This is a genomic window from Tahibacter harae (assembly GCF_024437735.1).
Classification (GTDB): Bacteria; Pseudomonadota; Gammaproteobacteria; order Xanthomonadales; family Rhodanobacteraceae; genus Tahibacter; species Tahibacter harae.
On the sequence record NZ_JANFQO010000001.1, the window covers coordinates 220349 to 245076 of the forward strand.

At 69.6% G+C, this 24728-nt stretch carries 16 protein-coding genes; 3 read left to right on the top strand and 13 right to left on the bottom strand.

Annotated elements, in window-relative coordinates:
• Positions 1 to 563 precede the first annotated feature (563 nt).
• From mutS to ffh, 13 genes are all read right to left on the bottom strand, one after another.
• The gene (gene mutS / locus NM961_RS01005) at positions 564 to 3182 is read right to left on the bottom strand and encodes a DNA mismatch repair protein MutS (RefSeq protein WP_439334187.1); all 2619 of its coding nucleotides are present in this window, start codon (positions 3180 to 3182) and stop codon (positions 564 to 566) included.
• A gap of 315 nt (positions 3183 to 3497) precedes the next feature.
• Positions 3498 to 4091, bottom strand: a complete 594-nt coding sequence (locus NM961_RS01010) for a hypothetical protein (RefSeq protein ID WP_255910321.1) — start codon at positions 4089 to 4091, stop codon at positions 3498 to 3500.
• A gap of 46 nt (positions 4092 to 4137) precedes the next feature.
• The gene (locus tag NM961_RS01015) at positions 4138 to 6603 is read right to left on the bottom strand and encodes a choice-of-anchor Q domain-containing protein (protein ID WP_255910324.1); all 2466 of its coding nucleotides are present in this window, start codon (positions 6601 to 6603) and stop codon (positions 4138 to 4140) included.
• A 137-nt stretch (positions 6604 to 6740) separates the two neighbouring features.
• Positions 6741 to 9602, bottom strand: coding sequence for a choice-of-anchor Q domain-containing protein (locus tag NM961_RS01020; RefSeq protein ID WP_255910327.1), 2862 nt, complete (start codon positions 9600 to 9602; stop codon positions 6741 to 6743).
• A 212-nt stretch (positions 9603 to 9814) separates the two neighbouring features.
• Entirely contained in the window at positions 9815 to 13849 is a 4035-nt protein-coding gene (locus NM961_RS01025; protein ID WP_255910329.1) for an ATP-binding protein, read from the bottom strand.
• 486 nt (positions 13850 to 14335) lie between these two features.
• Positions 14336 to 14746, bottom strand: a complete 411-nt coding sequence (locus tag NM961_RS01030; RefSeq protein WP_255910330.1) for an RNA-binding S4 domain-containing protein — start codon at positions 14744 to 14746, stop codon at positions 14336 to 14338.
• 11 nt (positions 14747 to 14757) lie between these two features.
• A complete protein-coding gene (locus NM961_RS01035) occupies positions 14758 to 16869 on the bottom strand; it encodes an O-linked N-acetylglucosamine transferase, SPINDLY family protein (protein WP_255910331.1) in 2112 nt (703 codons plus the stop codon).
• A 28-nt stretch (positions 16870 to 16897) separates the two neighbouring features.
• On the bottom strand, positions 16898 to 18781 hold the full coding sequence (gene htpG, locus NM961_RS01040) for a molecular chaperone HtpG (RefSeq protein WP_255910332.1): 1884 nt from the start codon (positions 18779 to 18781) through the stop codon (positions 16898 to 16900).
• 162 nt (positions 18782 to 18943) lie between these two features.
• On the bottom strand, positions 18944 to 19312 hold the full coding sequence (gene rplS / locus NM961_RS01045) for a 50S ribosomal protein L19 (RefSeq protein ID WP_255910333.1): 369 nt from the start codon (positions 19310 to 19312) through the stop codon (positions 18944 to 18946).
• 24 nt (positions 19313 to 19336) lie between these two features.
• Positions 19337 to 20146, bottom strand: coding sequence for a tRNA (guanosine(37)-N1)-methyltransferase TrmD (gene trmD, locus NM961_RS01050; RefSeq protein WP_255910334.1), 810 nt, complete (start codon positions 20144 to 20146; stop codon positions 19337 to 19339).
• A gap of 19 nt (positions 20147 to 20165) precedes the next feature.
• Positions 20166 to 20681, bottom strand: coding sequence for a ribosome maturation factor RimM (gene rimM, locus NM961_RS01055; RefSeq protein WP_255910335.1), 516 nt, complete (start codon positions 20679 to 20681; stop codon positions 20166 to 20168).
• Positions 20682 to 20693: 12 nt separating this feature from the next.
• Positions 20694 to 20957 carry a 30S ribosomal protein S16 gene (gene rpsP / locus NM961_RS01060; protein WP_255910336.1) on the bottom strand — a complete coding sequence of 88 codons (264 nt, stop codon included), beginning with the start codon at positions 20955 to 20957 and terminating at the stop codon, positions 20694 to 20696.
• Positions 20958 to 21107: 150 nt separating this feature from the next.
• Positions 21108 to 22493, bottom strand: a complete 1386-nt coding sequence (gene ffh, locus NM961_RS01065) for a signal recognition particle protein (protein ID WP_255910337.1) — start codon at positions 22491 to 22493, stop codon at positions 21108 to 21110.
• A 137-nt stretch (positions 22494 to 22630) separates the two neighbouring features.
• On the opposite strand from ffh, the gene NM961_RS01070 reads away from it, so the two are divergent.
• The 3 genes from NM961_RS01070 (at position 22631) to NM961_RS01080 (ending at position 24607) form a co-directional block, all read left to right on the top strand.
• Positions 22631 to 23431: a cytochrome C assembly family protein gene (locus tag NM961_RS01070; protein ID WP_255910339.1), complete on the top strand. Its 801-nt coding sequence runs from the start codon at positions 22631 to 22633 to the stop codon at positions 23429 to 23431.
• Between the two features lie 108 nt (positions 23432 to 23539).
• Positions 23540 to 23908 carry a PilZ domain-containing protein gene (locus NM961_RS01075; RefSeq protein ID WP_255910341.1) on the top strand — a complete coding sequence of 123 codons (369 nt, stop codon included), beginning with the start codon at positions 23540 to 23542 and terminating at the stop codon, positions 23906 to 23908.
• A gap of 84 nt (positions 23909 to 23992) precedes the next feature.
• Positions 23993 to 24607 carry a GNAT family N-acetyltransferase gene (locus NM961_RS01080; protein ID WP_255910343.1) on the top strand — a complete coding sequence of 205 codons (615 nt, stop codon included), beginning with the start codon at positions 23993 to 23995 and terminating at the stop codon, positions 24605 to 24607.
• Positions 24608 to 24728 lie beyond the last annotated feature (121 nt).

A 24728-nucleotide genomic window follows, 5' to 3' on the forward strand; every position in this document is an offset into this window, starting at 1 on the left:
ATCTGCGCCCGGCGATGCTTCGCCACGTTCTTCTTGCTCATGCTGCGTGCCTCGTCGCCCGGCTGGTGTCATAAGAGTTCACGACACCCGGCAACGCGATTCCTCCAGACACCGGGATCTTACCCCGTCCGGCCGGCGGGGACGCAATATGACCATCGGGCCGGAACCGGCCGCCAGCGGGTGCTGTTTGCGTTCGCAAACGCGGCCGCCGCCGCGCCCCGGCCCGGCGACAAGAAACCGGCGGCCAGCCCCGCAAAGGTGCCGACCGGCAGCCTGCAAGTGCGGTTGATCACGCAGCCGCACAGGCAATGCGTGCAGCGAATCTACGCCGTGGATGTGCTTCGGCAGCCTGGCCGGCGCTGCATTGCCGGAGCCATCGCCACAGGCCGGCGTTCCGCAACGCCCGCCGCCAACCACTGACGGACACCATGAATTGCAAACCTATGCACAAATAAACAGTTGCACAAACCTTGAACCTTCCGGCGCGGCAGGGATGCCGCCTGCCGCTGCAGCACGGGCGCGCCGAATTGCATCGCCCTGCCCCTCTGCGGCCATCCGGACCGCTACAGCAGCGCGCGCAGCCGGTACAGCGCTTCCAGCGCCGCCTTGGGCGTCAGCTCGTCCGGATCGATCTCGCGCAGCGCCCGCTCCGCCGCACTCGGCGCCGCAAACAATCCCATCTGCTGCGGCGCGGCCAGCGCCGCCGGCGTGGTTGCGGCCGTTGCCGGCGCGGGCTGCTGTTCCAGCGCGGCCAGGTAGCGCCGCGCGTTGCTGATGACGCCCTTGGGCAGGCCCGCCAGCGCGGCGACCTGCAGGCCGAAGCTGCGGTTGGCCGGACCTTCCTTGACCGCATGCATGAACACCAGCGTGTCGCCGTATTCGACCGCGTCCAGATGCACGTTGGCGATGCCGCTGTACTGCGCGCTGAGTTCGGTCAGCTCGAAATAGTGCGTGGCGAACAAGGTGTAGGCGCGGTTGCGTTCAGCCAGCTGCACGGCGCAGGCCTTGGCCAGGGCCAGGCCGTCGTAGGTTGAGGTGCCGCGGCCGACTTCGTCCATCAGCACCAGGCTGTGCTCAGTGGCATTGTGGAGAATGTTGGCCGTCTCGGCCATTTCCACCATGAAGGTGGACTGGCCGCGCGACAGGTCATCGCCGGCGCCGATGCGGGTGAAGATGCGGTCTATCGGCCCTATGCGCGCCGCATCTGCCGGCACGTAGCTGCCGATGTGCGCCAGCAGCACGATCAGCGCGGCCTGGCGCATGTAGGTCGATTTGCCGCCCATGTTGGGGCCGGTGATGACCAGCATGCGGCGGCGCTCGTCCAGCACCAGGTCGTTGGGCTCGAACGGATCGTCGCGCACCTGCTCGACCACCGGATGGCGGCCGCGAGTGATGTGGATGCCGGGCTCGTCGCCCAGTTCCGGCGCGGCCCAGTTCAGCGCATCGGCGCGGTCGGCCAGGGCGGCGAGCACGTCCAGCTCGGCCACCGCGGCGGCGGCCTGCTTGAGCGCGTGCAGCTGCGCGTTGAGCGTATCCAGCACGCTGTCGTACAGCGCGCGCTCGCGCATCAGCGAGCGTTCGCGCGCCGACAGCACCTTGTCCTCGAACGCCTTGAGTTCCTCGGTGATGTAGCGCTCGGCGCCCTTGATGGTCTGGCGCCGGGTGTAGTGGGTCGGCGCGCGCGCGGAATGCGCGTTGGTGATCTCGATGTAGTAGCCGTGGACGCGGTTGTAGCCGACCTTGAGCGTGGGGATGCCGCTGGCCTCGCGCTCGCGCTGCTCCAGGTCGAGCAGGAACTGGTCGGCATTGGTGGACAGCGTGCGCAATTCGTCCAGTTCCGCGTCGAAGCCGCTGCGCACCACGCCGCCGTCGCGCAGCAGGGCCGGCGGCTGCTCGACCAGGGCCTGGGCGAGGTAGTCGGCCGTCTGCGCGTGCTCGCCGATCTGCGCGACCAGGCTGGCCAGCAGCGGATTGTCGGCGCCTTCGAGCTGGCTGCGCAGAACCGGCGTCAGCAGCAGGCCGTCGCGCAGGGTGGACAGGTCGCGCGGCCGCGCCGAGCGCAGCGCGACCCGCGCCAGTATGCGTTCCAGATCGCCGATGCCGCGCAAGGTGTCGCGCAACGCAGCGCCGCGGCGCTCCTCGATCAGCGCGGCGATGGCCTGGTAGCGGTGGCGCAGCAGTTCGCGGCTGCGCAGCGGCCGATGCAGCCAGCGCTTGAGCAGGCGTGCGCCCATCGGCGTGACGCTGTGATCGAGCACGCCGAGCAAGGTGTGCTCGCTGCGGCCGCTGGCGTGCGTATCCAATTCCAGATTGCGGCGCGTCGCCGCGTCCAGCGCGATGGTCTCCGCGGCGTTTTCCACGGCCAGCCCGGACAGATGCGGCAGCGCGCTCTTCTGCGTTTCCTCCACATAGCCGAGCAGGCAGCCCGCCGCAGCGACCGCCAGCGGCAGGCCCTCGCAGCCGAAGCCGGACAGATCGCGCGTGCCGAAGAAGCGGCACAGCTGGCGCGTGGCGGTATCGCCGTCGAAATGCCAGGGCGCGCGCTTGCGCAGGCCGGGCAGCTCGGTGACGAAGCGCGCCCAGGCCACGTCCTCGCTGACCAGGGTTTCCGCCGGCTGCAAGCGCGCCAGTTCCGACGCCAGCGCCTCGGGCGTGGCCGCCTCGCTAAGCAGGAAGCGGCCGCTGGCCAGATCCACCCAGGCCAGGCCGTAGCCGTTCTTGCCGGCGGCGATGGCGAGCAGGAAATTGTCGCGCCGCTCTTCCAGCAACGCTTCGTCGGTCACCGTGCCCGGCGTAATCACGCGCACGACCTTGCGTTCCACCAGGCCCTTGGCCAGGGCCGGATCGCCGATCTGCTCGCAGATCGCCGCCGATTCGCCCAGCTTCACCAGGCGTGCCAGATAGCCTTCGGCCGAATGATGCGGAATGCCGGCCATGGGAATCGGCTGCCCGGCGGAATTGCCGCGCTGGGTCAGGGTGATGTCGAGCAGCCGCGCCGCCTTGCGGGCGTCGTCGTAGAACAGCTCGTAGAAATCGCCCATGCGGAAGAACAGCAGCGTGTCCGGATAGTCCGCCTTGGCGGCGAAGTACTGGCGCATCAGCGGCGTGTGTTCGCCATTACCCGGCTTGCCGGACGAATTTTCTTTTGAAACAGTGTTTTGCTCGATGGTGTCGGCGGCCATGATCACGGGGGCTTTGCTTCGGAATGTCGGTTCGCGTACGTCGGCATGTCCACCGGGGGTCCACGCGCGGCGGACGCCCGGGCGCGCAGGTCCACGGTCCGCGCCGGCGTACCGGCAGGGGACTCACGGAAACCGTGACGCCGCAAACCAAGGCCGTGGAGTATCGCCTGTCGCAGGCCCGGCTGCAGGTCTTGACGCGGGGCCAGGCCTGCGCGGCCTGCATGGCGAGACAGGGCGCCCCCGCACCGCGGGCCTTGCCGGTCCGCCGACAGCTCGCAAGGTGCTCCGGCCGGCCCGCCGCGTGCGGGCCCGGCGCTACGGCGGCGAGGACGACGCGGGATGCCGCCGATACCGCGGCCGGCGGGCCTGGGCACCGGCGAACCGGAATGTCGTGGGCACGGCTGCGCCGGGATGCGACGGATCGGTGGACAGGACCGTGCGGCCGTTGCGGCCGTCGCCATTGCTGTCGTAGGCGGCGCAGGCCTGGTTGCGGATCGTCGCCGGCGGGGTGGCCACCACGTCCGCCTCAATGCGGATGGCGACCGCTGCCGCGCCGGAGGCCAGCGCACCGTTCCAGCGCACCCGGTTGCCGGCGAGATCGACCGTGATCGTGCCGGCGTCGGCATCCACGCGACGCAGCGCCAGTTCCGCGGGAAGCACATCGACGAGTTCATCGCTGACCGGATCGTCCGGCCGGTCGCCGCTGCCGCGGTTGAACAGCAGAATGTCGTAGATCACCGGCCGGCTCGCCGTGCCGGCCTGGGCGACGGACAGGATGGCCGCGACCCGCGCGGCCGGCGCTTCGCCGCCGCGCGGGTTCGCTGCGGCATCGCACGCGAACGCCGGCATGTCCAGGAGCAGGAGCAGCAGCCAGCCCAGCGCCAGGCCATGGCGGCAGCAGCTCCTCACGGGCTTCCGCTGCCTGGCGCCCACGCGACGACGAGCCGCGCAGCCGTCAGCGCAACCCCGCGCCGCCGCCGGCCGCCGCGCTGCGCGCCGGATCGGTCACACCCGCGCCATCGGCATACGGAACATCGACGCCGTCGCGGAAGATGACCAGCGTATTGCTGTCGGCTGCGTTCGTTGCGCCGGCGGCATGGGCGACGAAGGTGGCCGCTTCGGCAGGGCTGTCGCCGCGGACCGGCACCCGCACGATCCACACCAGACTGGTTCCGGGCGGCAGCGTCGCCATGTCGGCGAAACCGCCCGCACCGCCCAGTTCGTTGCAGGCAGTGCCGGGCGCGCCGCCCACACAGCGCCATTGCACGTTGGCTGCGTCGAAGGCGGGATCGAGGCTGGCGCCCAGTGCCACGTTCGCAGCGGTATCGTTGCCGCTGTTGGCGAGGGTGACGAAGTAGTCGCGCACCTGGCCGTAGCGCGCATAGTCGCCAGCATCGGTGACGCTGAGCTGCAATCGCGCGCCGCCCGCCGCACAGGTCACGCCGACATTGCTGACATTGGCACTGGCCAGCGTGCCTGCGGCGCCGGCCAGCGTGCAGTGCTGGCCGGCCGGCTGCGTGGTCACGCTGACGACGTAGCTGTCGCCCGGGGCGAAATGCGGTGTGAACACGTAGGAGCCGTTGGCCGAGAGGGTCAGCGGATTGCCGCCGTTGATCGCCAGCGTGACCGTCGCCCCCGCTGCCAGACCGCTCAGCGTGCCGCCGACGGTATACACAGCCGCGGCGCCGCAATGGATGACCACATTGCCGATATCGCTGTTGCCGACCGTGCCGCTGCCGTTGACCACCACGCAGGCTTGCGGCGGCAGGCTCGGCTGCGTGCCGACCGTCACGGCGTAGGGACTGCCGCTGGTGAGCGTGGTTCCGAACGCAAACGTGCCGTTCGCCTGGATGGGCAGGGCTTCATTGCCGCCGAGCAGGAGTACGAGACCGCTGCCGGCAAGTCCGGTGACGGTGCCGCCGATCGCGTACTGCGCCGGCGCGAACACCACCGCCAGCGTGCAACCGGTTTCCAGCGCTGCCGTGGTGAACATGCTGCCGACAAGACTGCCGCCGCAGCCGCTGACCGACTGCAGCACATTGCCGGCCGCGGGATGCAGCACGAGAGTGACCGCCGCTGCATCGGGCTCGGCGCGATACCACGCGCTGCACGTGCCGCTGCTTTCTGCGCAATCGACCACGGCTGCACCCAGCAATGCCTGCGAAGCAATCGCATCCACGTCGCCGGCCCCGGTGACGTCGACGACCAGCTGCGCCTGGCGCACTTCCACCGCGCCGATATCGCAGCCCGCGCCCTGCGGACGGGCGATGCCGCGCTGGTCGGCCGCCGGCGCGTCGGCGCAGGTTGCGGCATCGAGCGCGGCGCTGGCCGCGCCCGGCAGCATCACCGGCGTCGCGGCGCCGGCATCGTTCAGCGCGCCCAACTGTGGATCGCCGGCGACCAGATCGGCACAGACACTGCTTGCGGGGCAGCCGCCCTGGATGAGGCTGCGGCGCACGGTCACCCCGGTGCCGGTGATTGCATTCGGTCCGTTGTTCCAGACGATGGCGTTGACGAGCAGCGCAGCTGCAGTGCCGGTCTCGTCGGACGTCCAGTTGTAGACCGCGCCGGAGCCATCTTGGGGACCGATGTTGCCGCTGAACGTGACATTGTGCAGCACGGCAGTGCTGTCGCCGCCGGTGCCGCCGACGTTGGCGAAGGCAGCGCCGCCGAACGAAGCGCTGTTGCCGCTGAAGCTGCTGTTGCGCAGAACCGGGCTGGCACTGCCGTCGTCGATGCCGGCGCTCGCCAGCGCACCGCCGAAGCCAGCGCTGTTGCCGACGAAGGCGACGCTCTCCAGCGTCGCGCTGCAGCGGCCCTGGTTGCGTCCCAGACAGGCCATGCCGCCGCCGGTTGTCGCGCTATTGCCGCGGAAAACCAGCTGACGCAGGGTTGGACGGCAATCCTGTCCGGTGCCGGCGGCATGGCAGAGCAATCCGCCGCCGACGGCGTTTTCCATGCCGTTTGTGTCGTTGGCGAGACCGCCGCTGAGGATGAAGCCGTCCAGCACGGTGCTTGCCGCAGTGCTGCCATTCACTACGACGACGTGGTAGCTGTTGTCGCCGACGATGCCGGCTGCGCTGGTAGTGACGCCCTGCGCATCGACGACATCGTCGCCGCCGATATCGCCGGACAGCACGCTGCGGTGGACGGCCGGATCGCGTTCGTCGCGGTTACTCTCGTTGCCGCCGAAGCCGCCGTATGCGGCAACGCCGGAGCGGAGCGCGAAGGCCGCCGTGCGATCCGTGCCGGCCGCCGGCGTGTACACGCCGGCGGCCACCCAGATTTCGCTGCACGCCGGACTGGCCAGCGCGGCCGGCAGAGGCTTCGCCTGCGCCCAGCTGCTGCCGTCGTTGCCCGCCACGCCGCTCGTGGTGACGCGGCAGGTGGCAGCCTGTGCCGAGGCGCCGATAACCAGCAACGCAACGCCAAGCAGCCGCGCTGACCAGGCGGATGCAGCAACGGCGACGGGCCGCGCGACGCCTCCGGACCGCACCAGATCCGGGCGCTGTCCCGCGCACGCCAAGGCCGGCAGCATCCCTTTCGCATCGAGGCGGCTCATTGCAGTTCTCCGGTGGCATGGCTTGCGGGTTGCGGCAGCGCGAGCGGGCGCTGCGCGCCTTCGAGCAGCACGGTGGACGTGCCCGCCGCACCGGCGACACGGCCGGCGGCGAGCCGGGCGCCGGCGACGATGCGCGCCCAGCCGCTGGCCTGCTGCCGGCCGGCGCGATCCGTTCCGAGCAGACGCACGAACTCCGCGCCGAGGTACGCCAGGCGCTGCACCGCGACCTCCCCTTCCGGTGTCTGCAGCACACGCACGACGCTGATGCCGTCGCTGCGGGCGCGCGGCCAGTCGACCGTCACGCTTTGTTCGTCGGGCAGTTGCAGCGGTTCCACCGCGCGCGTGCCGTCGCCGTACGGCAGGTCCAGGCTGTCGCGGAAGAGGACCAGTGCATCGGTATCGGCATCGGAAAGGCCGCTGCCGGCAGGCGGCGGCAGCAGATTCACCGCGAACGTAGCGTCGATTGCGTCGCTGCCGCCCAGCACAGGCACGCTGACCAGCCAGGTGACGCTGCTGTTGGGCGGCAGGTTGGCCGTGTCAGAGAAACCGCCGGCGCCGGCGCCGCCGCAAAGACTCGCGCCGCCCAGGCATTGCCACTGCACGTTCGCCACGTCGAACGCGGCGCTGAATACACCGGCGAGCGCCACACCGTTGGCCGCCCTGTTGCCGGTATTGCCCAGCGTGACGAAGTAGTCGCGCACGTAGCCGTAGCGCGCGAATGCGTGGCCGTCGTCGACGTCGAGGTGCAGCTCCGCCGCCAGCGGCGCGCAGCTCGCATCGACATTGGTGACGTCGGCACCCTGCACCGTGCCGCTGGCGTGGGTCATCGTGCACCAGTGTCCCTGCGGCTGCGTCTTCACGGTGACGACGTAGTTCGCACCGTCGACCAGCCGCGCCGCGAACGCATAGCTGCCGTTGACCGACCGCACGAGATCGCCGCCGCCGTTGAGTTGCAGTACCAGGCTGCCGCCGCCAAGGCCGCTCACCGCGCCGCCGATCGCGCGGGTGTCCGCCGCACCGCAATTGACGACGACATTGCCGACATCGGCGCTGCCCATCGTGCCGCTGCCGTTGATGACGACGCAGGACTGCGCCGGTGCCTGCGGCTGGGTGGCGACGCTGACCGCATAGGCCGCACCGGGCGCAAGCGCCGTCGTGAAGGCGAAACTGCCATCCGCGCCGACAGGCAGCGTTTCGCCGGCACCGGCCAGCGACAGCACGAGACCGTTGCCAAGCAGGCCGATCACGGTGCCGCCGACACGGTGCGGCGGTATCGCCGCTTCTTCGTTGACGGCCGATACATCCGGCGGGTCGATACCGGCGTAGGCCGGATCGGTACTGCCCGCCGGCCCGATCACAATGGTGTAGGCCTGGTCGCCGTCGCTGACGCCGTCGTCCAGTCCGGTGACGGTGATGGTCTGCGGCCGGTTCCAGTTGGCCTGCGTGATGGTCAGGCTGGCCGGGAAGACAACGCCTTCGCTGGCGTCGCTGCTGGCCAGGGCCAGGCTGACATCGGCTTTCGGGTAGCGCGCGAGCACGATGCTGAAGGTCGCCGTGCCGCCGGTCTCGGAGGTGACCAGGCCGCTGGTCGGCGTGACGCGGATGCCGGCGGCGACGGAGTTGGCTTGGTATTCGTAGGCGCCTATGTCCAGGACAGGTGCGGGACCGTTGCCGGTATCGGCCACGCCGCTGTCGTCGAGCGGACGCGGGTTGCCGTCGAGATCCGGCCCGGCCCATCCGTAGCTGTTGTCGCCCGCGTCGATGGCCGGGCTGCCGGCATCCAGGTGATAGTCGTTGGGTCCGGCGAAGCCGGGCGGCTGGTCGAGGCTGCCAGCGGCAGCGCCCGCGCCGGGCATGATGTTATGGACGGACGTGACGTTGCCGATGCTGCCGTAATCGTTGTCCCAGACGATGGAATTGCGCACCTGCACGTTCAGCGCCGGCCGCACGAACAGCGCGCCCTGCACCGAGTTGCCGGCGATCGTGACGTTGCGCAGTTCCGCCACGGCGGCGTCCTCGTGGAACTGCATCAGCGCGCTGCCGGCCGCGGCCAGATGGTTGCCGGTGACAAGGCTGCCGAGCATCCCGAAATGGCTTCTGTTCCAGATGACCGAGCGGCTGTCGGCGGCGCCGTTGTCCTCGAAACGCGAGTGCACGACGGAGGTCACTTCCCCGCCGGGGATCGCATCGCCGTCGTCGCCGGCGATGGCGGCACCGTCCGGGGCAGCATTGCGCATGAAGCGCGAAGTGTTGATGTTCACCCTGGCCCGGGACGACAGCGCACCACCCAGCGTCGAGGCGACGTTGCCCTCGAATACGCAATCGTCCACCGTCAGCGCGCCCGCGGCGCGAATCGCGCCGCCGTCCGTCAGCGAGCGGCCGTTGCGCAGCTGCACCGCGCGCAGGCTGAGGTCGCCGCTGGCGCGAACATCGAGAAAGCGGAACGCCGGTGCCGATGCGCCGCGTTCCAGCACACCGTTGCGCAGGGCGAGCGTGCTGCTGACGAAGGGCAGCGCGTTGGCGCCGTTCGCATCGGTATACGGCGCATCGCCCAGGACCAGCGTGTTGCCGCCAAGATCAATCGTGTCGTCGGTCGTGTTGGCGTTGGCGCAGTCGATCGCCTGGCGCAGTTCCGCCACCCGCGCAGCGTTATTGGTGCCGGCCAAGGCGTAGGGGAATGCGAATCCGGCGCAACTGCCCGCCGTCTCCCCGCCTGCGCGGCCAGCGCCGGACACCGGGTCGCTGTCGCCGCTGCGCGGAACGCCGACGGTCTGCGCCGGCGCCGGCCCGCCGGCGCCGCACAGCAGCATCGCCAGCCACAGCAGCGGGCGCTTTGCGCGAGGCGCGAAAATCTTCATCGCTGTTCTCCGTGTGATCGGCCCTGCACGACCGGTTTCGCGTGCCGATACGGCAGGCGCGGATCGCAGCAGCCCCAGCGCAAGCGTGGTCGGATCGTTCGCGAATGCCCATGTCCTGAGCGGACATGCGCATGCACGCAGCGGACATCGCCCATCGCCGCGACGAAGGATCAATCACTTGCGCGCGGCCGCTCCGCGGCGGCGCCGGCGGATCAGTGCTCGCCGAAGCGGGCGCGGTAGCTGCGGTAGAGCCAGGCCGGGTTGTCCAGGCCGCAGCGTGCGCCGGCCTCGGCCATGGTCTTGCAGGCGCCGCTGCGCAACAGGTGGCGCACGCGCAGCAGACGCTGTTCGCGCAGCCAGGTCTGCGGCGACAGGCCGGTGAGTTCGCCGACGCGGCGGCGCAGCTGCCGCTCCGACAGATGCGCCAGTTCCGCCCAGCGGGCTATCGCGAACGCGGCGTCGCCGAGTCCGTGCACGGCGATCGCGAGCAGCGGATCCAGCGTGGCCGGATCGGCGGGCGGCGCGATCAGGCGCGCCTGGGCTTCGGGCCAGGCGCACGCGACCGCGTGCAGCAGCGCCTCGAAACTGAAAGGCTTGGCCAGATACGCCGCCGCGCCAGCGGCGAGGCCGGCCTCGCGGTCGGTATCGGCGGCCCGCGCCGAAATCAGGATCACCGGCCGCTGCCGCGGCGCTGCTTCAGCGGAAATCTGCCGGCACAGTTCCAGCCCGCTGGCACCGGGCAGGACGACGTCGCTGACCACCAGCCGGATGTCGGCGGCATCCGCCAATACCTGCATGGCCTGTTCGGCACTGCCGACGCAGGTCACCGGCAGGTGTTCGCCCAGCCGCTCGGCGAGATAGGCGGCCAGGTCGGGATGGTCCTCGACCAGCAGCAGGCGTCCGTCGCCGCGCTGCGCCGGCGGGACCGGCGGCGGCGCGGCATCGGGCGCCGGATCGAGCGCCAGATCGTCGAGCGCGACATGGGCGCTGCCCAGCGGCAGCTCGACGCGGAATGTCGCGCCGGCGCCGGGCGTGCTGTCCGCGGCGATGCGGCCGCCGTGCAGCTCGACCAGCTCGCGCGCCAGCGCCAGGCCTATGCCCAGTCCCTCGCGCCCCTGGCGCGGCGGGCCCTCCGCCCGGTAGAAACGCTGGAACAGGTGCTGGCTCGCGGCGGAATCGAAACCGGGCCCCTGGTCGCACACCTCGACGGTCGCGCATTCGTCGCCGGCAGCGAGCCGCAGCGTGATCGTGCTGCCGTCCGGCGCGTACTTGATGGCGTTGTCGACCAGGTTGCCGAACACCGTGGTCAGGCGCTCGCCATCGGCGAACAGCACTACGCCTGCGGGCGGCCCCTGCACCAGCAGCCGGACGCCGGCGTGCTCTGCGGCCGGCCGGTAGCCCGCGGCAATATCCTGCAGCAGCCCGGCCAGATCGAACCGGCGCAGGCGCAGCCGCGCCTGCCCGGCCTCGACCTGCACCAGGTCGAGCAGCTGTTCGACCAGGCCGCCCAGGCGATCCAGCTGCTTGAGCGACAGTTCGAGCCGGCTGCGGTCCGCGGTCGCGAGCTGGCCGGCGTGCGCCTGCAATTCGCGCAGCGGCAGCGACACCAGCATCACCGGCGTGCGCAGTTCGTGGCTCACGTCGGCAAGCACGCGCGTACGGAACTGGTCCAGCGCCGCGAGCCGCTGCGCCTGTTCGGCCAGGCGCTGGTTGCTGTCCTCGATTTCGCGATGCGTCAGCGCCAGTTCGGACAGGGCCGTTTCCACGCGCGCTTTCTCGGCTACCAGTTCGCCGGTGCGCAGGCCGACCTGCCGATCCAGCTCGGCCGCGCGCCGGTGCAGGCGGCGCAGGCGCAGGCGTACCAGCGCGAGCGCGAGCAGGCCGGCGGCAACGAGTGCGGACCCGCGGAAGGTGCGTGTCTCGTGCCAGCGATGGGGCACGTCGAAGTCGACCGCAGCCGGTTCCTGCGCCCAGATGCCGTCGCTGTTCCCGGCCAGCAGCTCGAAGCGGTAGCGGCCCGGCTGCAGGGCCGGAAACGCGGCCGAACGCGCGCCAGCCGCATCGGTCCAGTTGCGTTCCTGCGGCAGCAGCCGGTAGCGGAAACGTGTCTGGCTGCCGCTGCTCAGGTCGGAGGCGCCGTAGCGCACGAGAATGCTGCGCACGCCGAGCGGCAATTGGCCGGCCGCAGCGGGATGCAGCGGCTGGCCGTCGCTCTCCAGCCCTTCGATGATGGCGTGCGGCGGGTGTGCGCGCAGCGGTATCGCCAGCGGATCGAAGCGGACGACGCCCCGCTGCGACGGAAACCACAGCCGTCCGCGCCGGTCGAACGCGGCTGCCGGCTGCACGCCGCCATTGCCTTCCAGTTCGGTGAGTCCGTCGGACAGGCCCAGCACCAGCGGCGACAGGCGTGCTCCGCCATCGGCCAGAAATGCGAGCAATCCCGCACGGCTGATGCGGAAGATGCCCTGGTTGCTGTTCACCCAGACGTTGCCGTGCGCATCCTCGCGCACGGCATGGGGGCTGTTCGACGGCAGTCCCTGCGCCCGGCCCATCTGCCGCGCGCGCTCGCCCAGCGGATCGTCGGCCGCCACGCGCACCAGCCCGCGGCCGTCAGTGCTGATCCACAGCGCACCGTCGGAGGTCCGGTACAGGTCGCGTACCGAGGTTCGCGACAGCAGCGCATCGGCCACCGCATGTCCCGACGCGCCCTGCTGCCGCCAGACGCCCTCGGCGCCGCCGAACCAGACCTCGCCGTGCTCCGACAGGGCCAACGCGCCTATGCGCAGCCGGCGCGGCGTGGATGGCCATTGCCGCTGCCACTCGCCGCCGTCCCTGCGCCAGGCACCGGCTGTCGTCCCCAGCCACAGCCGCCCGGCGCTGTCGAAGGCGATTGCCAGCACCTGTTCCCCGAGCAGTTCCGCAGGCAGCGCGACGGCGTCGAACCGCTCCGCGCCGGCCGCCAGGCGCCACAGCCCGGGGGCGTAGGTGCCGGCATAGACGCTGCCATCGGCCCCGGCGGCGACCAGCCAGGGGTTGTCGCCGGGCAGTCCTTCGGGACGGCCGAAATGCCGCACCTGCTCGTTGCGGTCGATCACGCTCAATCCGCCGCCGAGACTGCCCAGCCACATGCGGCCGTCGCGGTCTTGCGCCACGCTGTAGACATTGCCGCCGGCGATGCCGGCGGATGCATCGAGCAGGTCCACGCGCGCGCGGTTGAGGCGGTAGATTCCGTCCCGCAGCGTCATCACCCAGACGACGTCATCGTCGCCGAACAGCACATTCTGGATCACGCCGGAACTGATCAGCACCGGCGCGCGCGCCAGGGCCGATTCGCCCTGGGGCTTCGGAACTTGCCACAGGCGGCCGCCGCGGCTGATCCAGAGCACGCCGTCCGGTGCGCGCCAACTGCGGTAGCTGGCGGCGGTACTGGTGTCGTCTTGTTCTGCGAAGACCCGGCGCGGACGATCCGCGGCCGCCGCGAACAGGCCGTTGGCCGCGCCTATCCACAGTTGTCCGTCATCGTCCAGACGCAGCTGCGAGAGATCGGACGGCATGTCGCGGTCGAGCCAGCGCGTGGCCTCGCCCGCGGCCGAGACGCGCAGCAACCGCCCGGCCGCATCGGTCCACAGCGCGCCATCCGCCGTTGCAACCGCATCGCGCGGCGACTGCGGAATGGATACGGCCTGCGCGCGCCACACCACGCGCCACGCACCTCGACTGCGCAGCCATACGTCGCCCGTGGTGGTAATCATCCAGGCGGCATCGGCGGCACCGGGCAAGGCCATCGCTGGTTCGGTATCCGGCGGGAAACGCAGGCGCAGCGGAAACGCGCCGCTGCCGTCCGGGCAGTACAGCGCCTGCAAGGTGGTCACGCACAGGCTGGCCTCATCGACATGCCGCACGTTCTGCCGTGCGTCGTCGCCGAGCGGCACCCGCTCGATCCGGCCCGAGCGCACCGCCACCCAATCGCCATGCGCGGAATGCGCAAACAGGCGCTGGCGCGCGTCCCTGTGCAGCGACAGCATGCGATTGCCCGACAGCGCGGGAAAGCGCATCGATTCGTGCACGTCGAAACGCTGGCCGTCGAAGCGCGCCAGGCCGTCGTGCGTCGCCAGCCACAGGAATCCATCGGCATCGATGCGCGCGGAAGCGGCGCTGCTGACCGGCAATCCGTCAGTGGAGCCGTAATGGCGCCGCACCCAGGACGGCTCCGGCTCGTCCGCGCGGGCGCCGCACAAGAATCCCATCGCAGCCGCCGCCATCGCCAGGATGCGGGCGACACGGCGCAGGCGTGAAGGCGAAACAAGCGCAGGCCGCACCGATGCGGCCGCGCCGGCGTCCGGTGCCGCTTGAGCGCACGCCGTGTTCGCGATGACAGCCCGCAACGGACTCCTGCAACGAATGCCGCCGGCTTGTCGGGCGCTGTAGCGGATCTCCACTCCCCTCATCGGGCCATCGCCGGAAACGTCATCCCGTTCGCCAGGGTCGGGAACGGCCAGGATAGCAAGCGGCAATCACCGCAGCGATGAGCCGGAACTCCTGGGCTGCGGTTGCCGTAGTGAACTGCGCGGTACGAGTCCAGCCCCCATTCCGGCCCTGAAAGCTCAGCAACCGCCCTTCCACAACGCGGCGGCGCATGCCACCCGGCAGGCGAGGCCCGGCTTCAAGTCGCCTTCGGCAATCTGCCGATGCCGCAGAGACGCGAGCCGGCGGCCGCGGCGCCCGCCGTCCTGTCAGAGGCTGTCGATATCGCCCAGCGCGCGTATCAGCCGCCGTGCGCGCTTGTCCGGCTTGGTCGCGGGCCTGGCATAGCCGGTGGCTTCGAGACGGCGCTGTTCGGCGGCCTGCTGGCGTGCCAGGCGGCTTTCTTCCGATTCGGAATACAGCGTTTGGGCGACGCTCGCCGGCCCGCGCTGTTCGCTCAGGCCGAGCACGACGATGGAATAGCGGTCCTCGCCGCGGGCAATGTGCAGGCGGTCGCCGACGCGCACGCTGCGGCTGGGTTTGCAGGCGGCGTCGTTCACCTGGATCTTGCCGCCTTCGATCATCTGCTTGGCCAGGCTGCGCGTCTTGAAGAAGCGCGCGGCCCAGAGCCAGATATCCAGGCGTACGCCGGGTGCGGGGGTCTCGGTCGGATTCTGCATGGTGTTTCGTTTCAGCTCGTGAGCGTGCCGGTTTGCAGCACCGCGGCCAGCGCGGCCAGGCCGCCATTGTCCTCGAACAGGCGCGGCGCACGCAGGCGCAGCTGTTCGCGCAGCTCCGCGGCGGCGGCCGGCCTGGCGAGCAGGTCGGTCACCTTGGCGATGTAGTCATCTTCGCCGGCGGCGATGGTCTGCGGCAGATCCAGCAGTTGCAGCATGCCGGCGGTCTGGCGCGAACGCATGAACTCGCCGGGCCAGGTCACTACTGGCGCGCCGACGTGGCAGGTATCCAGGCTGGTGGCGCCGCCGCTGAACCAGGGGGTATCGAGGATCGCGTCGGCGTCGGCGAGGCTCTGCAGGTAGTCGGCGTAGTCGTTGCGCCGGCGCAGTTGCAGATGTTGCTGCGGGTCCAGTCCCTGCGCGCGGAAGGCGGCGGAGACGCGCTCCAGGAAGCGCCGGTCCAGCGGCTGCGCGCCCTGGGCGCCGGCGAAGAAACTGATGCAGCCGCCGGTTTCGCGCGCAAGGCGCGCCAGGGTGTGGTCGAAGTGCGGCGTCACCTTGGCCAGGTTCTGTATGCACAGGAACTGCGGCGCACCGCCGCGGCGCGGCGCGGCAGCAATCGCCGGCCCCGGCCGCGCCGGCAGCGCGCCCAGGCCCGGCAGGCGCAGCAGGGGTTCTACGTAATGCGCATCGGCCTGCGGCGTTTCCAGCGCGGCGCCGCTGAGAAAGCCGCTCAGGCTGGTCATGCCGCTGCTGACCGGATGGCCGTAGGCCAGGTATTGCCGCGGCGCCAGCGCCAGGGCGGCCAGCGCGTGCATCTGCGGATCCATGCCCACGTCCAGCAGCACGACCACATCGAGTTCCGCGGCACGGATCTGCGCGGCCAGTTGCAGCGGCGCCAGGCGCACGTGAGCGAAATGCTCGACCTTGTGCGCCAGACGCGCAGTCATGGCGTCGGCGACGAAGCCGCAATGCCAGGCCCAGCGCTCGAAGCGGGTGGAATCGAGTTCTTCCAGCCAGCGGCTGAAATAGCGCGTGATGGTGTGCTCGCGCAGCTCCGCGCTGACGAAACCCACGCGCAGGCGTCCGTCGTGGCGGCGCGCTGGCGGCGGTTGCGCCAAGTCGCCGCCGGCGGCCTGCATCACGCGCTGCACCAGTTCGCCGAAACGGCGGCCTGTGGCGCGGTTGTCGCGCGGCAGGTAGTGCAGCGGGAACGGCAGCACGCGGCTGACGGCGGCGCAGGCGGATTCGATCTGGGCCGGGGTGTCCAGGCGCAGTTCGGCATGGATGCGTTCCAGTTGCGCGGCAAAATCGGCGCAGACGGCGTCGATCATGGCCTCGCTCTCGACCAGCGCCGGCAATGCCAGTGCGCCTATCCAGTCGATCAGGCGATGCTGCGGGTCCAGCGCGGCGGCACGGCGCAGGCTGGCGCGGCCGGTGGCGAAATCGGCGGCCTCGATCTGCGCCTGGCCCAGGTCGGCCAGCAGCGCGGCGTCCTGCGGCGCCTGCGCCACGGCCTGCTGCAAGGCCGGCAGGGCGCTGTCCAGATCGCGCCGCTCGCGCGAGGCCGCACCCAGCGTGCGCAGCGCAGCCGCATGCTGCGGCTGCTGCGCCAGCACCTGCCGCGCCAGCTGCTGCGCGGCAGCGGTTTCGCCGGCCTGCAAAGCGTGGCCGGCGGCAGCGGCGCACAGTTCCAGATCCTGCGGTTGCTGCTGCAGCAGTTGCCGCAGCAGCGGCCAGGCCTGCGCGGCGCGGCCGTCGCGCGCGAGCAGGCCGGCGAGATTGCGCAGGCTGTCGGCGTGGTCGGGCTGCACGGCCAGGGTGCGGCGGTAGAGGTCCTCGGCCGCGGCGGTGTCCTTGTCCAGCTCCAGCAGATAGCCCAGGTGGAACAGCAGGGCCACATCGCGCGGCCAGCGCTGCAGGGCGTTTTCCAGCAGCTGCCGCGCCAGCGCGGACTGGCCGCACTGGAACGCGCTCACCGCAGTCTGCAGCCACAGCCCTGCGTGCTGCGGCTGCAGCTGCAGGCACTGGCGCAACGGCGCCAGCGCGGCGGCCGCATCGCCGCGCTGCAGGGCTTGCTGGGCCTGTTGCCAGGCCGCCGCGAACGCGGCTTGCGCGCTGCTCATGAGTGCGGCGCAGCGCGCAAGGCCGGGCTCAGACCGCGCCCAGCAGGGCGTTGATGCGGCGCACGAAGCCGGCCGGATCTTCCAGCTGGGCGCCGTCCATCAGCTGCGCCTGTTCAAACAGCAGCTGGCTGTATTCGCCGGCGCGGGCGGCATCCGTCTCGGCTTCGATGCGGCGGACCAGGGCGTGCTGCGGATTGATTTCGAGGATGGGCTTGGATGCCGGCATCTCATGGCCGGCTTCGCGCATCAGGCGCTGCATGTGCGAGGCCATGTCGAATTCATCCAGCACCAGGCAGGACGGCGAATCGGTCAGGCGCTGGCTGACGCGCACGTCGCGCACGCGCTCGCCCAGCAGTTCCTTCAGCCGTGCCACGACGGGCTCGGCGGCCTTGGCCGCATCCTCGCGCGCCTGCTTGTCCTCGCCGCCGCCGATGGCATCCAGGTCCAGGTCGCCCTTGGCCGCGTTGCGCAGCTTCTTGCCGGCGTAGTCGTTGAGATAGCCCAGCATCCATTCGTCGATGCGGTCGAACATCAGCAGCACTTCGACGTTGCGCGCGCGCAGCGCCTCGATCTGCGGGCTGCCCTTGGCCGCGGCGTAGCCGTCGGCGCTGATGTAGTAGATCGCTTCCTGGCCTACCGGCATGCGTGCGATGTAGTCGTCCAGCGACACGGTGCGGGCCTGGCCTTCCGAGGCGGTGGAAGCGAAGCGCAGCAGCTTGGCGATGCGCTCGCGGTTGGCCGTGTCCTCGGCGATGCCTTCCTTGAGCACGTTGCCGAAGCTGTCGATGAAGGTCTGGAACTTTTCCTTGTCGTCGTTGGCCAGCTTTTCCAGCAGGTCCAGCGTGCGCTTGACGCAGGCGGCGCGGATCTGCGCGACCAGACGGTTGTCCTGCAGGATCTCGCGGCTGACGTTGAGCGGCAGATCGTCCGAATCCACCACGCCGCGCATGAAGCGCAGATAGGCCGGCAGCAGTTGCTCGCTCGCATCCATGATGAAGACGCGGCGGATGTAGAGCTTGAGGCCCTTGCGCTCGTCGCGGCCGCTGAACATGGCGTCGAACGGCGGCTTGGACGGCAGGTACAGCAGCAGGGTGTAGCTCTGCGAGCCTTCGACGCGGTTGTGCGACCAGGCCGCGGCGTCGTTGAAATCGTGCGACAGCGACTTGTAGAAGCCCTGGTAATCCTCGTCCTTGAGTTCGGACTTGGGCCGGGTCCACAGTGCGGCGGCGTGGTTGACGGTCTCGTATTCGTCGGTCGATTTGCCGTCCTTCTGCACCGGCAGGCGGATCGGGAAGGCGATGTGGTCGGAATACTTGGCGATCAGGTCGCGCAACTTCCAGGCGCTGAGGAACTCGCTCTCGTCGGCCTTGAGATGCAGGATCACGCTGGTGCCGCGCGGCGCCTCGATCGCCTCGATGGTGTATTCGCCGCTGCCGTCGGATTCCCAGCGCACGCCGTCGGCGGCCGGGCTGCCGGCGCGGCGCGTAATCAGGGTGACCTTGTCGGCAACGATGAAGGCGGAATAGAAGCCCACGCCGAACTGGCCGATCAGCTGGGTGTCCTTGCGTGCGTCGCCGGACAGGGATTCGAGGAACTTGCGCGTGCCGGAACGGGCGATGGTGCCGATGTTCTCGATCACCTCGTCGCGGCTCATGCCGATGCCGTTGTCGCGCAGGGTGAGGGTGCGGGCATCGGGGTCGAAGCTGATGTCCAGGCGAAGCTCGGCGTCGCCTTCGGTCAGGGCCGGGTTCGCCAGCGCCTCGAAGCGCAGCTTGTCGCAGGCGTCGGAGGCGTTGGAGATCAGCTCGCGCAGGAAGATTTCCTTGTGCGAATACAGCGAATGCGTGACCAGGTGCAGCACCTGGGCGACTTCGGCTTCGAACTTGCGGGTCTGGGCGGCGGTTTCGGTCATGGTCGGTGCTTCGGATGAATCGGTGGGTGCGCGTTGTATAGGGCCTGGCGGGACGGTTTCAACAGGCCGGGCGGGATCGGCCGCCGCCGGCTCCGCCTGTTGCAGGTTCCACAACGCAAAAAGCCGCCCTGCGGCGGCTTCTTGCGTTCCAGGTACGGCAGATTACTCGGACTTGCCGCCGTGCTTGGCCAGGTCTTCCTGGATGCGGGCAGCCTTGCCTTCCAGACCGCGCAGGTAGTACAGCTTGGCACCGCGCACCTTGCCGCGGCGCTTGACCGAGACCGAGTCGATCACGGCGCTGTGGGTCTGGAACACGCGCTCCACGCCGGTGCCGTGGGAGATCTTGCGCACGGTGAAGGCCGAGTTCAGGCCGGCGTTCTTCTTGGCGATGCAAACGCCTTCGTAAGCCTGCACGCGCTCGCGGTTGCCTTCCTTGACCTTGACGTTGACGACGACGGTGTCGCCCGGGCTGAAGTCCGGCAGGGAACGCTTGATCTGGGCGGCTTCGAACTGTTGAAGGAGGTTGCTCATGACACTCACCAATCTGGTCTGAATTTATCTTTCCGGCGCCGTGCCGGCCCTTGGCTCTTGGCGCTGCGCCGCCGCTTCCGGCTCCGCAGCCCCGGCCGCGAGCCACTCGCGGCGGAATTCGTGCAACAACTCGCGCGCCTGCTTGTCCAGCGTCACGCGGGCGAGCAGGTCGGGACGGCGCAACCAGGTCCTGCCCAGCGATTGTTTCAGGCGCCAGCGCCGGATCATCGCATGGTTTCCCGATTGCAGCACTTCGGGTACCGCACCCAACTCGTCCTGCATGGGCCGCGTGTAGTGCGGGCAGTCGAGCAGGCCGTTGGCAAACGAGTCCTGTTCGGCCGACGCCGCATCGTTCAGCGCGCCTTCCTGCAGCCGGCCGACCGCGTCGATCAGCACCGCTGCACCGAGTTCGCCGCCGGACAGCACGTAGTCGCCGATGGAGATTTCCTCGTCGACCTCATGCGCCAGCAGGCGCTCGTCAACCCCTTCGTAGCGGCCGCAGAGCAGGATCAGTCGCTCCTGTCCCGCCAGTTCCACCACCTTGGCCTGAGTCAGCCGGCTGCCCTGCGGACTCAGGTAAATCGTTCTTGCCTTGCCGGCCGCCGCCTGCCTTGCCGCCGCCAGGGCGGCGCGCAGGGGCTGAATCAGCATCACCATACCCGGACCGCCGCCGCAGGTGCGGCCGTCCACGGTGCGGTAGTTGTCGGTGGCGAAATCGCGCGGATTCCAGGCTTCCACCGCCAGCAGGCCGCGTTCCTGCGCCCGGCCTATGACGCCTACCGCCGCGGCCTGGCGCACGAATTCGGGAAACAGCGTGATGACGTCAATGCGCACCGCGCCCTGCCCCTTCAACTCAAAAATCCGGATCCCAGTCGACCACGATGCGGCGCGCGTCGAGATCCACCTGCTTCACGTGATGCTCAAGCACGAAAGGCACCATGCGCTCGCGCTCGCCGTCGCGGATCACCAGCACGTCGTTGGCGCCGGTCGCGAACAGATGCGACACCTTGCCGAACGGCACGCCTTCCAGATTGACCACGTCCAGGCCTTCCAGGTCGGCCCAGTAGTATTCACCGGGCTTGGGCCTGGGCAGCGCCGAACGCAGCACCCAGATCTCGGTACCGATCAGCGCCGCCGCCTGCTCGCGGTCGTCGATGCCGGGCAAGGTGGCAATCATGCCCTTGCCCTGCTCGCGACCGCGGCAGCCGCTCAGCTGCCGCTCGGTCTGGGCAGATTTCAGGATCCAAGGCTGGTACCTGAAGATCTGCATGCGGGGATCGGTCCACGATTCGAGCTTGACCGCTCCGGCCGTTCCCGAGACCCCGACTATCCTGCCGACCAGAACGCGGCGTTCTTCCTCCGCGCCCATGTCTGCCGGTGCTTAGGCCGCAGCCGCCGCAACCTGCTTGGCGGCCTGCTTGAGCAGCGCGCGCACTTTCTCGGTCGGCTGGGCGCCCTTGGCGATCCACTCATTCGCGCGGGTGACGTTCAGCTCCAGCGGCACTTCCTTGCCGGCGGCGACCGGGTTGAAGAAGCCCAGACGCTCGATGCTGCGGCCGTCGCGCGCATAGCGCTCGTCGGCAACCACGATGTGATAGAACGGGCGCCCCTTGGCGCCGCCGCGGGACAGGCGAATCTTGACCATTTGCTTGATCTTCTCTGTGAGATGGGCCGGTCGCGGACGCAACGAGCCCCGGGAAACGCGGCATTCTATGCCAAGGCCCGCCAAAAACAAAGCGGGCCGGCGAGGATACAGCAAACCGGCCGCCGCGGCAGCCGGCAGCCGGCAGCGGGCTCAGCGCATCATGCCGCCGCCCGGGAAGCCACCGCCGCCCATGCCCTTCATGGCGGAAGACATGGTGCGCATCAGACCCTTGATGCCGCCGCCGGCCAGCTTGGACATCATCTTTTCCATCTGCTGGTACTGCTTGAGCAGCTTGTTCACGTCGGCCGGCTGGGTGCCCGAGCCGCGCGCGACGCGCGCCTTGCGCGAGCCGTTGAGCAGGTCCGGATGGCGCCGTTCCTTCTTGGTCATGGAGTTGATGATGGCGATCATGCGGTGCACTTCGCGGTCGTTGGCCTTGGCCTTGACGTGGTCCGGCAGGGTGTTGACGCCGGGCAGCTTGTCGATCAGCGAGCCTATGCCGCCCATGCTCAGCATCTGCTGCAGCTGATCGCGCATGTCGTTGAGATCGAAGCGCTTGCCCTTCATGACCTTCTCGGCCAGCTTCTGGGCTTTTTCCTGGTCGACCTTCTGCTCGACCTGCTCCACCAGCGACAGCACATCGCCCATGCCCAGGATGCGCTGGGCCAGGCGGTCGGGATGGAAGGGTTCCAGCGCCTCGGTCTTCTCGCCGGCGCCGATGAACTTGATCGGCCGGCCGGTGATGTAGCGCACCGACAGGGCCGCGCCGCCGCGGGCGTCGCCGTCGGTCTTGGTCAGGATCACGCCCGACAGCGGCAGCGCCTCGGCGAAGGCCTTGGCGGTGTTGGCCGCATCCTGGCCGGTCATGGCATCGACCACGAACAGGGTCTCGATCGGGCTCAGGGCCGCGTGCAGGGCCTTGATCTCGGTCATCATGGCCGCGTCGACGTGCAGGCGGCCGGCGGTGTCGACCAGCAGTACGTCGGCGAAATTCTTCTTCGCCGCATCCAGCGCGCCGCGGGCGATGGCGACCGGATCCTGTTCGCCGCTGGACGGGTGGAACAGCACTTCGACCTGCTCGGCCAGCACGCGCAGCTGCTCGATCGCTGCCGGGCGGTACACGTCGCAGCTGACCACCATCACTTTCTTCTTCTTGCGCTCCTTGAGGAAGCGCGCGAGCTTGGCCGTGGTGGTGGTCTTGCCGGCGCCCTGCAGGCCGGCCATCAGCACCACGGCCGGGGGCTGCGCTGCGAGGTTCAGGTCGGTATTGACCGTGCCCATGACCGCGGTGAGTTCGTCGCGCACCACGCGCACCAGGGCCTGGCCCGGGGTGAGGCTCTTGAGCACGTCCTGGCCGACGGCGCGCACCTTGACCCGTTCGATCAGGGCCTGCACCACGGGCAAGGCGACGTCGGCCTCCAGCAGGGCGATGCGCACCTCGCGCAGCGACTCGCGGATATTTTCCTCGGTCAGGCGGGCGCGGCCGCGCAGGCGCTCGATGGTGGAAGACAGGCGCTGACTCAGGGACTCGAACATGGAGACGCTTCGACGCTGGACAAAAGGGCGGCGATTATAGCAGCGGCGGCCGCCCGCCGTTGCGCCGGCCGCGGCGGCGGCCAATCGGTATTGCGAATCAACAGCAGGCAGCCCCGCGCTGTGCCACACTTGCTGCCATGCCGATCTCGTTCCTGGCCGCCCTGGCGGTCGCCGCCTATCTGGTCGCGACCCTGCTCGCCGCCCTGCCCGCCCTGCGCGACAGCAAACTGCCGCGTTCGCTCAACCTGGGCGTCGCCGCCGTCGCGGTGGTCGCCCACGCCGTCTGCGTGCTGGGCGCGCACCGCGGCGGCATGGATCTGCACTTCTTCGCCGCCCTGTCCTTCGTCGCTCTGCTGATCGCCGCGACCACGCTGCTGGTCAACCTGGCGCGGCCGGTGGCGGCGCTGGGCGTGATCGTGTTCCCGCTGGCCGCGGCCCTGCTCGGCGTGGATGCCTGGATCGCACCGCCTACCCAGCCCAACAGCATGGGCTGGCAGATCAAGCTGCATGTGATCGTGGCCCTGCTGGGCTATGCCCTGCTCAGCGTGTCGGCAGTGCTGGCCCTGCTGCTGCTGGCGCAGGAGCGGGCCCTGCGCACTCGCCGGGTGGCCGGGCACTGGCTGCGCGTGCTGCCACCGCTGACCCTGACCGAGGCGCTGATGTTCCGCCTGGTTGGCGCCGGCTTCATCCTGCTCACCGTCACCCTGCTCAGCGGCGTGCTGTTCGTGGAGAACCTGTTCGCCCAGCACCTGGTGCACAAGACCCTGCTTTCGATCGTCGCCTGGCTGGTGTTCGGCACCCTGCTGCTGGGGCGCTGGCGCTTTGGCTGGCGCGGCCGCCGCGCAGTGCACCTGCTGCTGTGCGGCATGGGTGTGCTGCTGCTGGCTTTCTTCGGCAGCAAGTTCGTACTGGAACTGCTGCTGGCGCGCACGCCCTGAGCGCCCGGCCCGGCGCTGGAGCCGGTGCTTGCCGGCGATGCGGCTGCAAGCGCAGAATCCCACGCCAGCAGCGACTTATGCGACTGACTTGAGACCCATTCGCAGCCCATGAAGCCCGAATCCGCCGACGAACGCCGCCGCTTCCAGCGCTTCAATTTCGAGGGCACCGTGCGCCTGTACTCGGGCACGGCAATGTGGGAGACCAAGCTGGTCGACATCTCGCTCAAAGGCGTGCTGATCGAGCGGCCGGTCGAGTGGAACGGCAAGATCGGCGGCGGCTACCGCATGGATCTGCGCATCAACAACAGCGTGATCATCAGCATGGGCGTGTCGATCGCCCACATCATGCCGCACCGCCTGGGCTGCCGCTGGGAAAAGATCGACCTGGACAGTTTCTCCCAGCTCAAGCGCCTGATCGAACTCAACCTCGGCGATCCGGCCCTGCTCAACCGCGAGCTTTCCGCACTCGGCAGCTGAGCCCGCTCCACTACGACCAAGGTCGGATGGCACACCCGGGGTTTTAGATAGCCTGCTCCAGCGCGCTGCGGCATGTTGCGGTGCATGAAAACGTCCGCCAGTCGTACCGCCACCATGAGCACCTACCGGTCCAGGACACGCCCGCCGGAACGCCTGCGTTTCGACGCCGCAAACGATGCTCCGGCGCCATCCGGCGAGATCATCCACAGCCGCGACGGGGTTCCGCTGAGCATCCGCCCCATTCATGCCGATGACGTTGCTGCACTGCAGCGCGGCTTCTCTCATCTGCAGCCCGAGGAAGTGCGCATGCGCTTTCTGCATACCCTGAGCGAACTGTCCGCGCCGCTGGCCCAGCGCCTGTGCCAGCTCGATCCGGAGCAGGAGCTGGCCTTCGTCCTGGCCAGCCCGGCCGGCACGGCCGAGCCGGAAATCCACGGCGTCGCCCGCGCCTACATCGATCCCACCACCGACAGCGCCGAATTCGCCCTCATCGTGCAGCGCCGTTTCACCGGCCAGGGCTTCGGCAGCCGCCTGCTCAAGCGCGTGATCGCCGCCTGCCGCGCCCGCGGCGTGCAGGAGATCTGGGGCGACGTGCTGACCGAGAACCACGCCATGCTGGAACTCTGCGACGAGTTCGGCTTCCGCCGCGAAAGCGTGTTCCACGACGCTTCGCTGACGCGGGTACGCCTCGCGCTGTGACGCATCACCGGCGGCGGCCATGCCGCCGCCGTGTCCGCTCCGCAGCGCCAACACCATCGTCGTCCTTACTCGCGACGACGACACCAGCACCACTGCCGGCGCAGCGATCTCTGCAGCAGGA

What these genes read in the sequence shown, in the direction of transcription:
- NM961_RS01020 (WP_255910327.1), bottom strand. Translation starts at nt 9,602, where the DNA reads ATGAAGATTTTCGCGCCTCGCGCAAAGCGCCCGCTGCTGTGGCTGGCG.
- NM961_RS01070 (WP_255910339.1), top strand. Translation starts at nt 22,631, where the DNA reads ATGCCGATCTCGTTCCTGGCCGCCCTGGCGGTCGCCGCCTATCTGGTC.
- htpG (WP_255910332.1), bottom strand. Translation starts at nt 18,781, where the DNA reads ATGACCGAAACCGCCGCCCAGACCCGCAAGTTCGAAGCCGAAGTCGCC.
- NM961_RS01025 (WP_255910329.1), bottom strand. Translation starts at nt 13,849, where the DNA reads ATGGGATTCTTGTGCGGCGCCCGCGCGGACGAGCCGGAGCCGTCCTGG.
- NM961_RS01035 (WP_255910331.1), bottom strand. Translation starts at nt 16,869, where the DNA reads ATGAGCAGCGCGCAAGCCGCGTTCGCGGCGGCCTGGCAACAGGCCCAG.
- ffh (WP_255910337.1), bottom strand. Translation starts at nt 22,493, where the DNA reads ATGTTCGAGTCCCTGAGTCAGCGCCTGTCTTCCACCATCGAGCGCCTG.
- rplS (WP_255910333.1), bottom strand. Translation starts at nt 19,312, where the DNA reads ATGAGCAACCTCCTTCAACAGTTCGAAGCCGCCCAGATCAAGCGTTCC.
- rimM (WP_255910335.1), bottom strand. Translation starts at nt 20,681, where the DNA reads ATGGGCGCGGAGGAAGAACGCCGCGTTCTGGTCGGCAGGATAGTCGGG.
- NM961_RS01030 (WP_255910330.1), bottom strand. Translation starts at nt 14,746, where the DNA reads ATGCAGAATCCGACCGAGACCCCCGCACCCGGCGTACGCCTGGATATC.
- NM961_RS01075 (WP_255910341.1), top strand. Translation starts at nt 23,540, where the DNA reads ATGAAGCCCGAATCCGCCGACGAACGCCGCCGCTTCCAGCGCTTCAAT.
- NM961_RS01080 (WP_255910343.1), top strand. Translation starts at nt 23,993, where the DNA reads ATGAAAACGTCCGCCAGTCGTACCGCCACCATGAGCACCTACCGGTCC.
- rpsP (WP_255910336.1), bottom strand. Translation starts at nt 20,957, where the DNA reads ATGGTCAAGATTCGCCTGTCCCGCGGCGGCGCCAAGGGGCGCCCGTTC.
- mutS (WP_439334187.1), bottom strand. Translation starts at nt 3,182, where the DNA reads ATGGCCGCCGACACCATCGAGCAAAACACTGTTTCAAAAGAAAATTCG.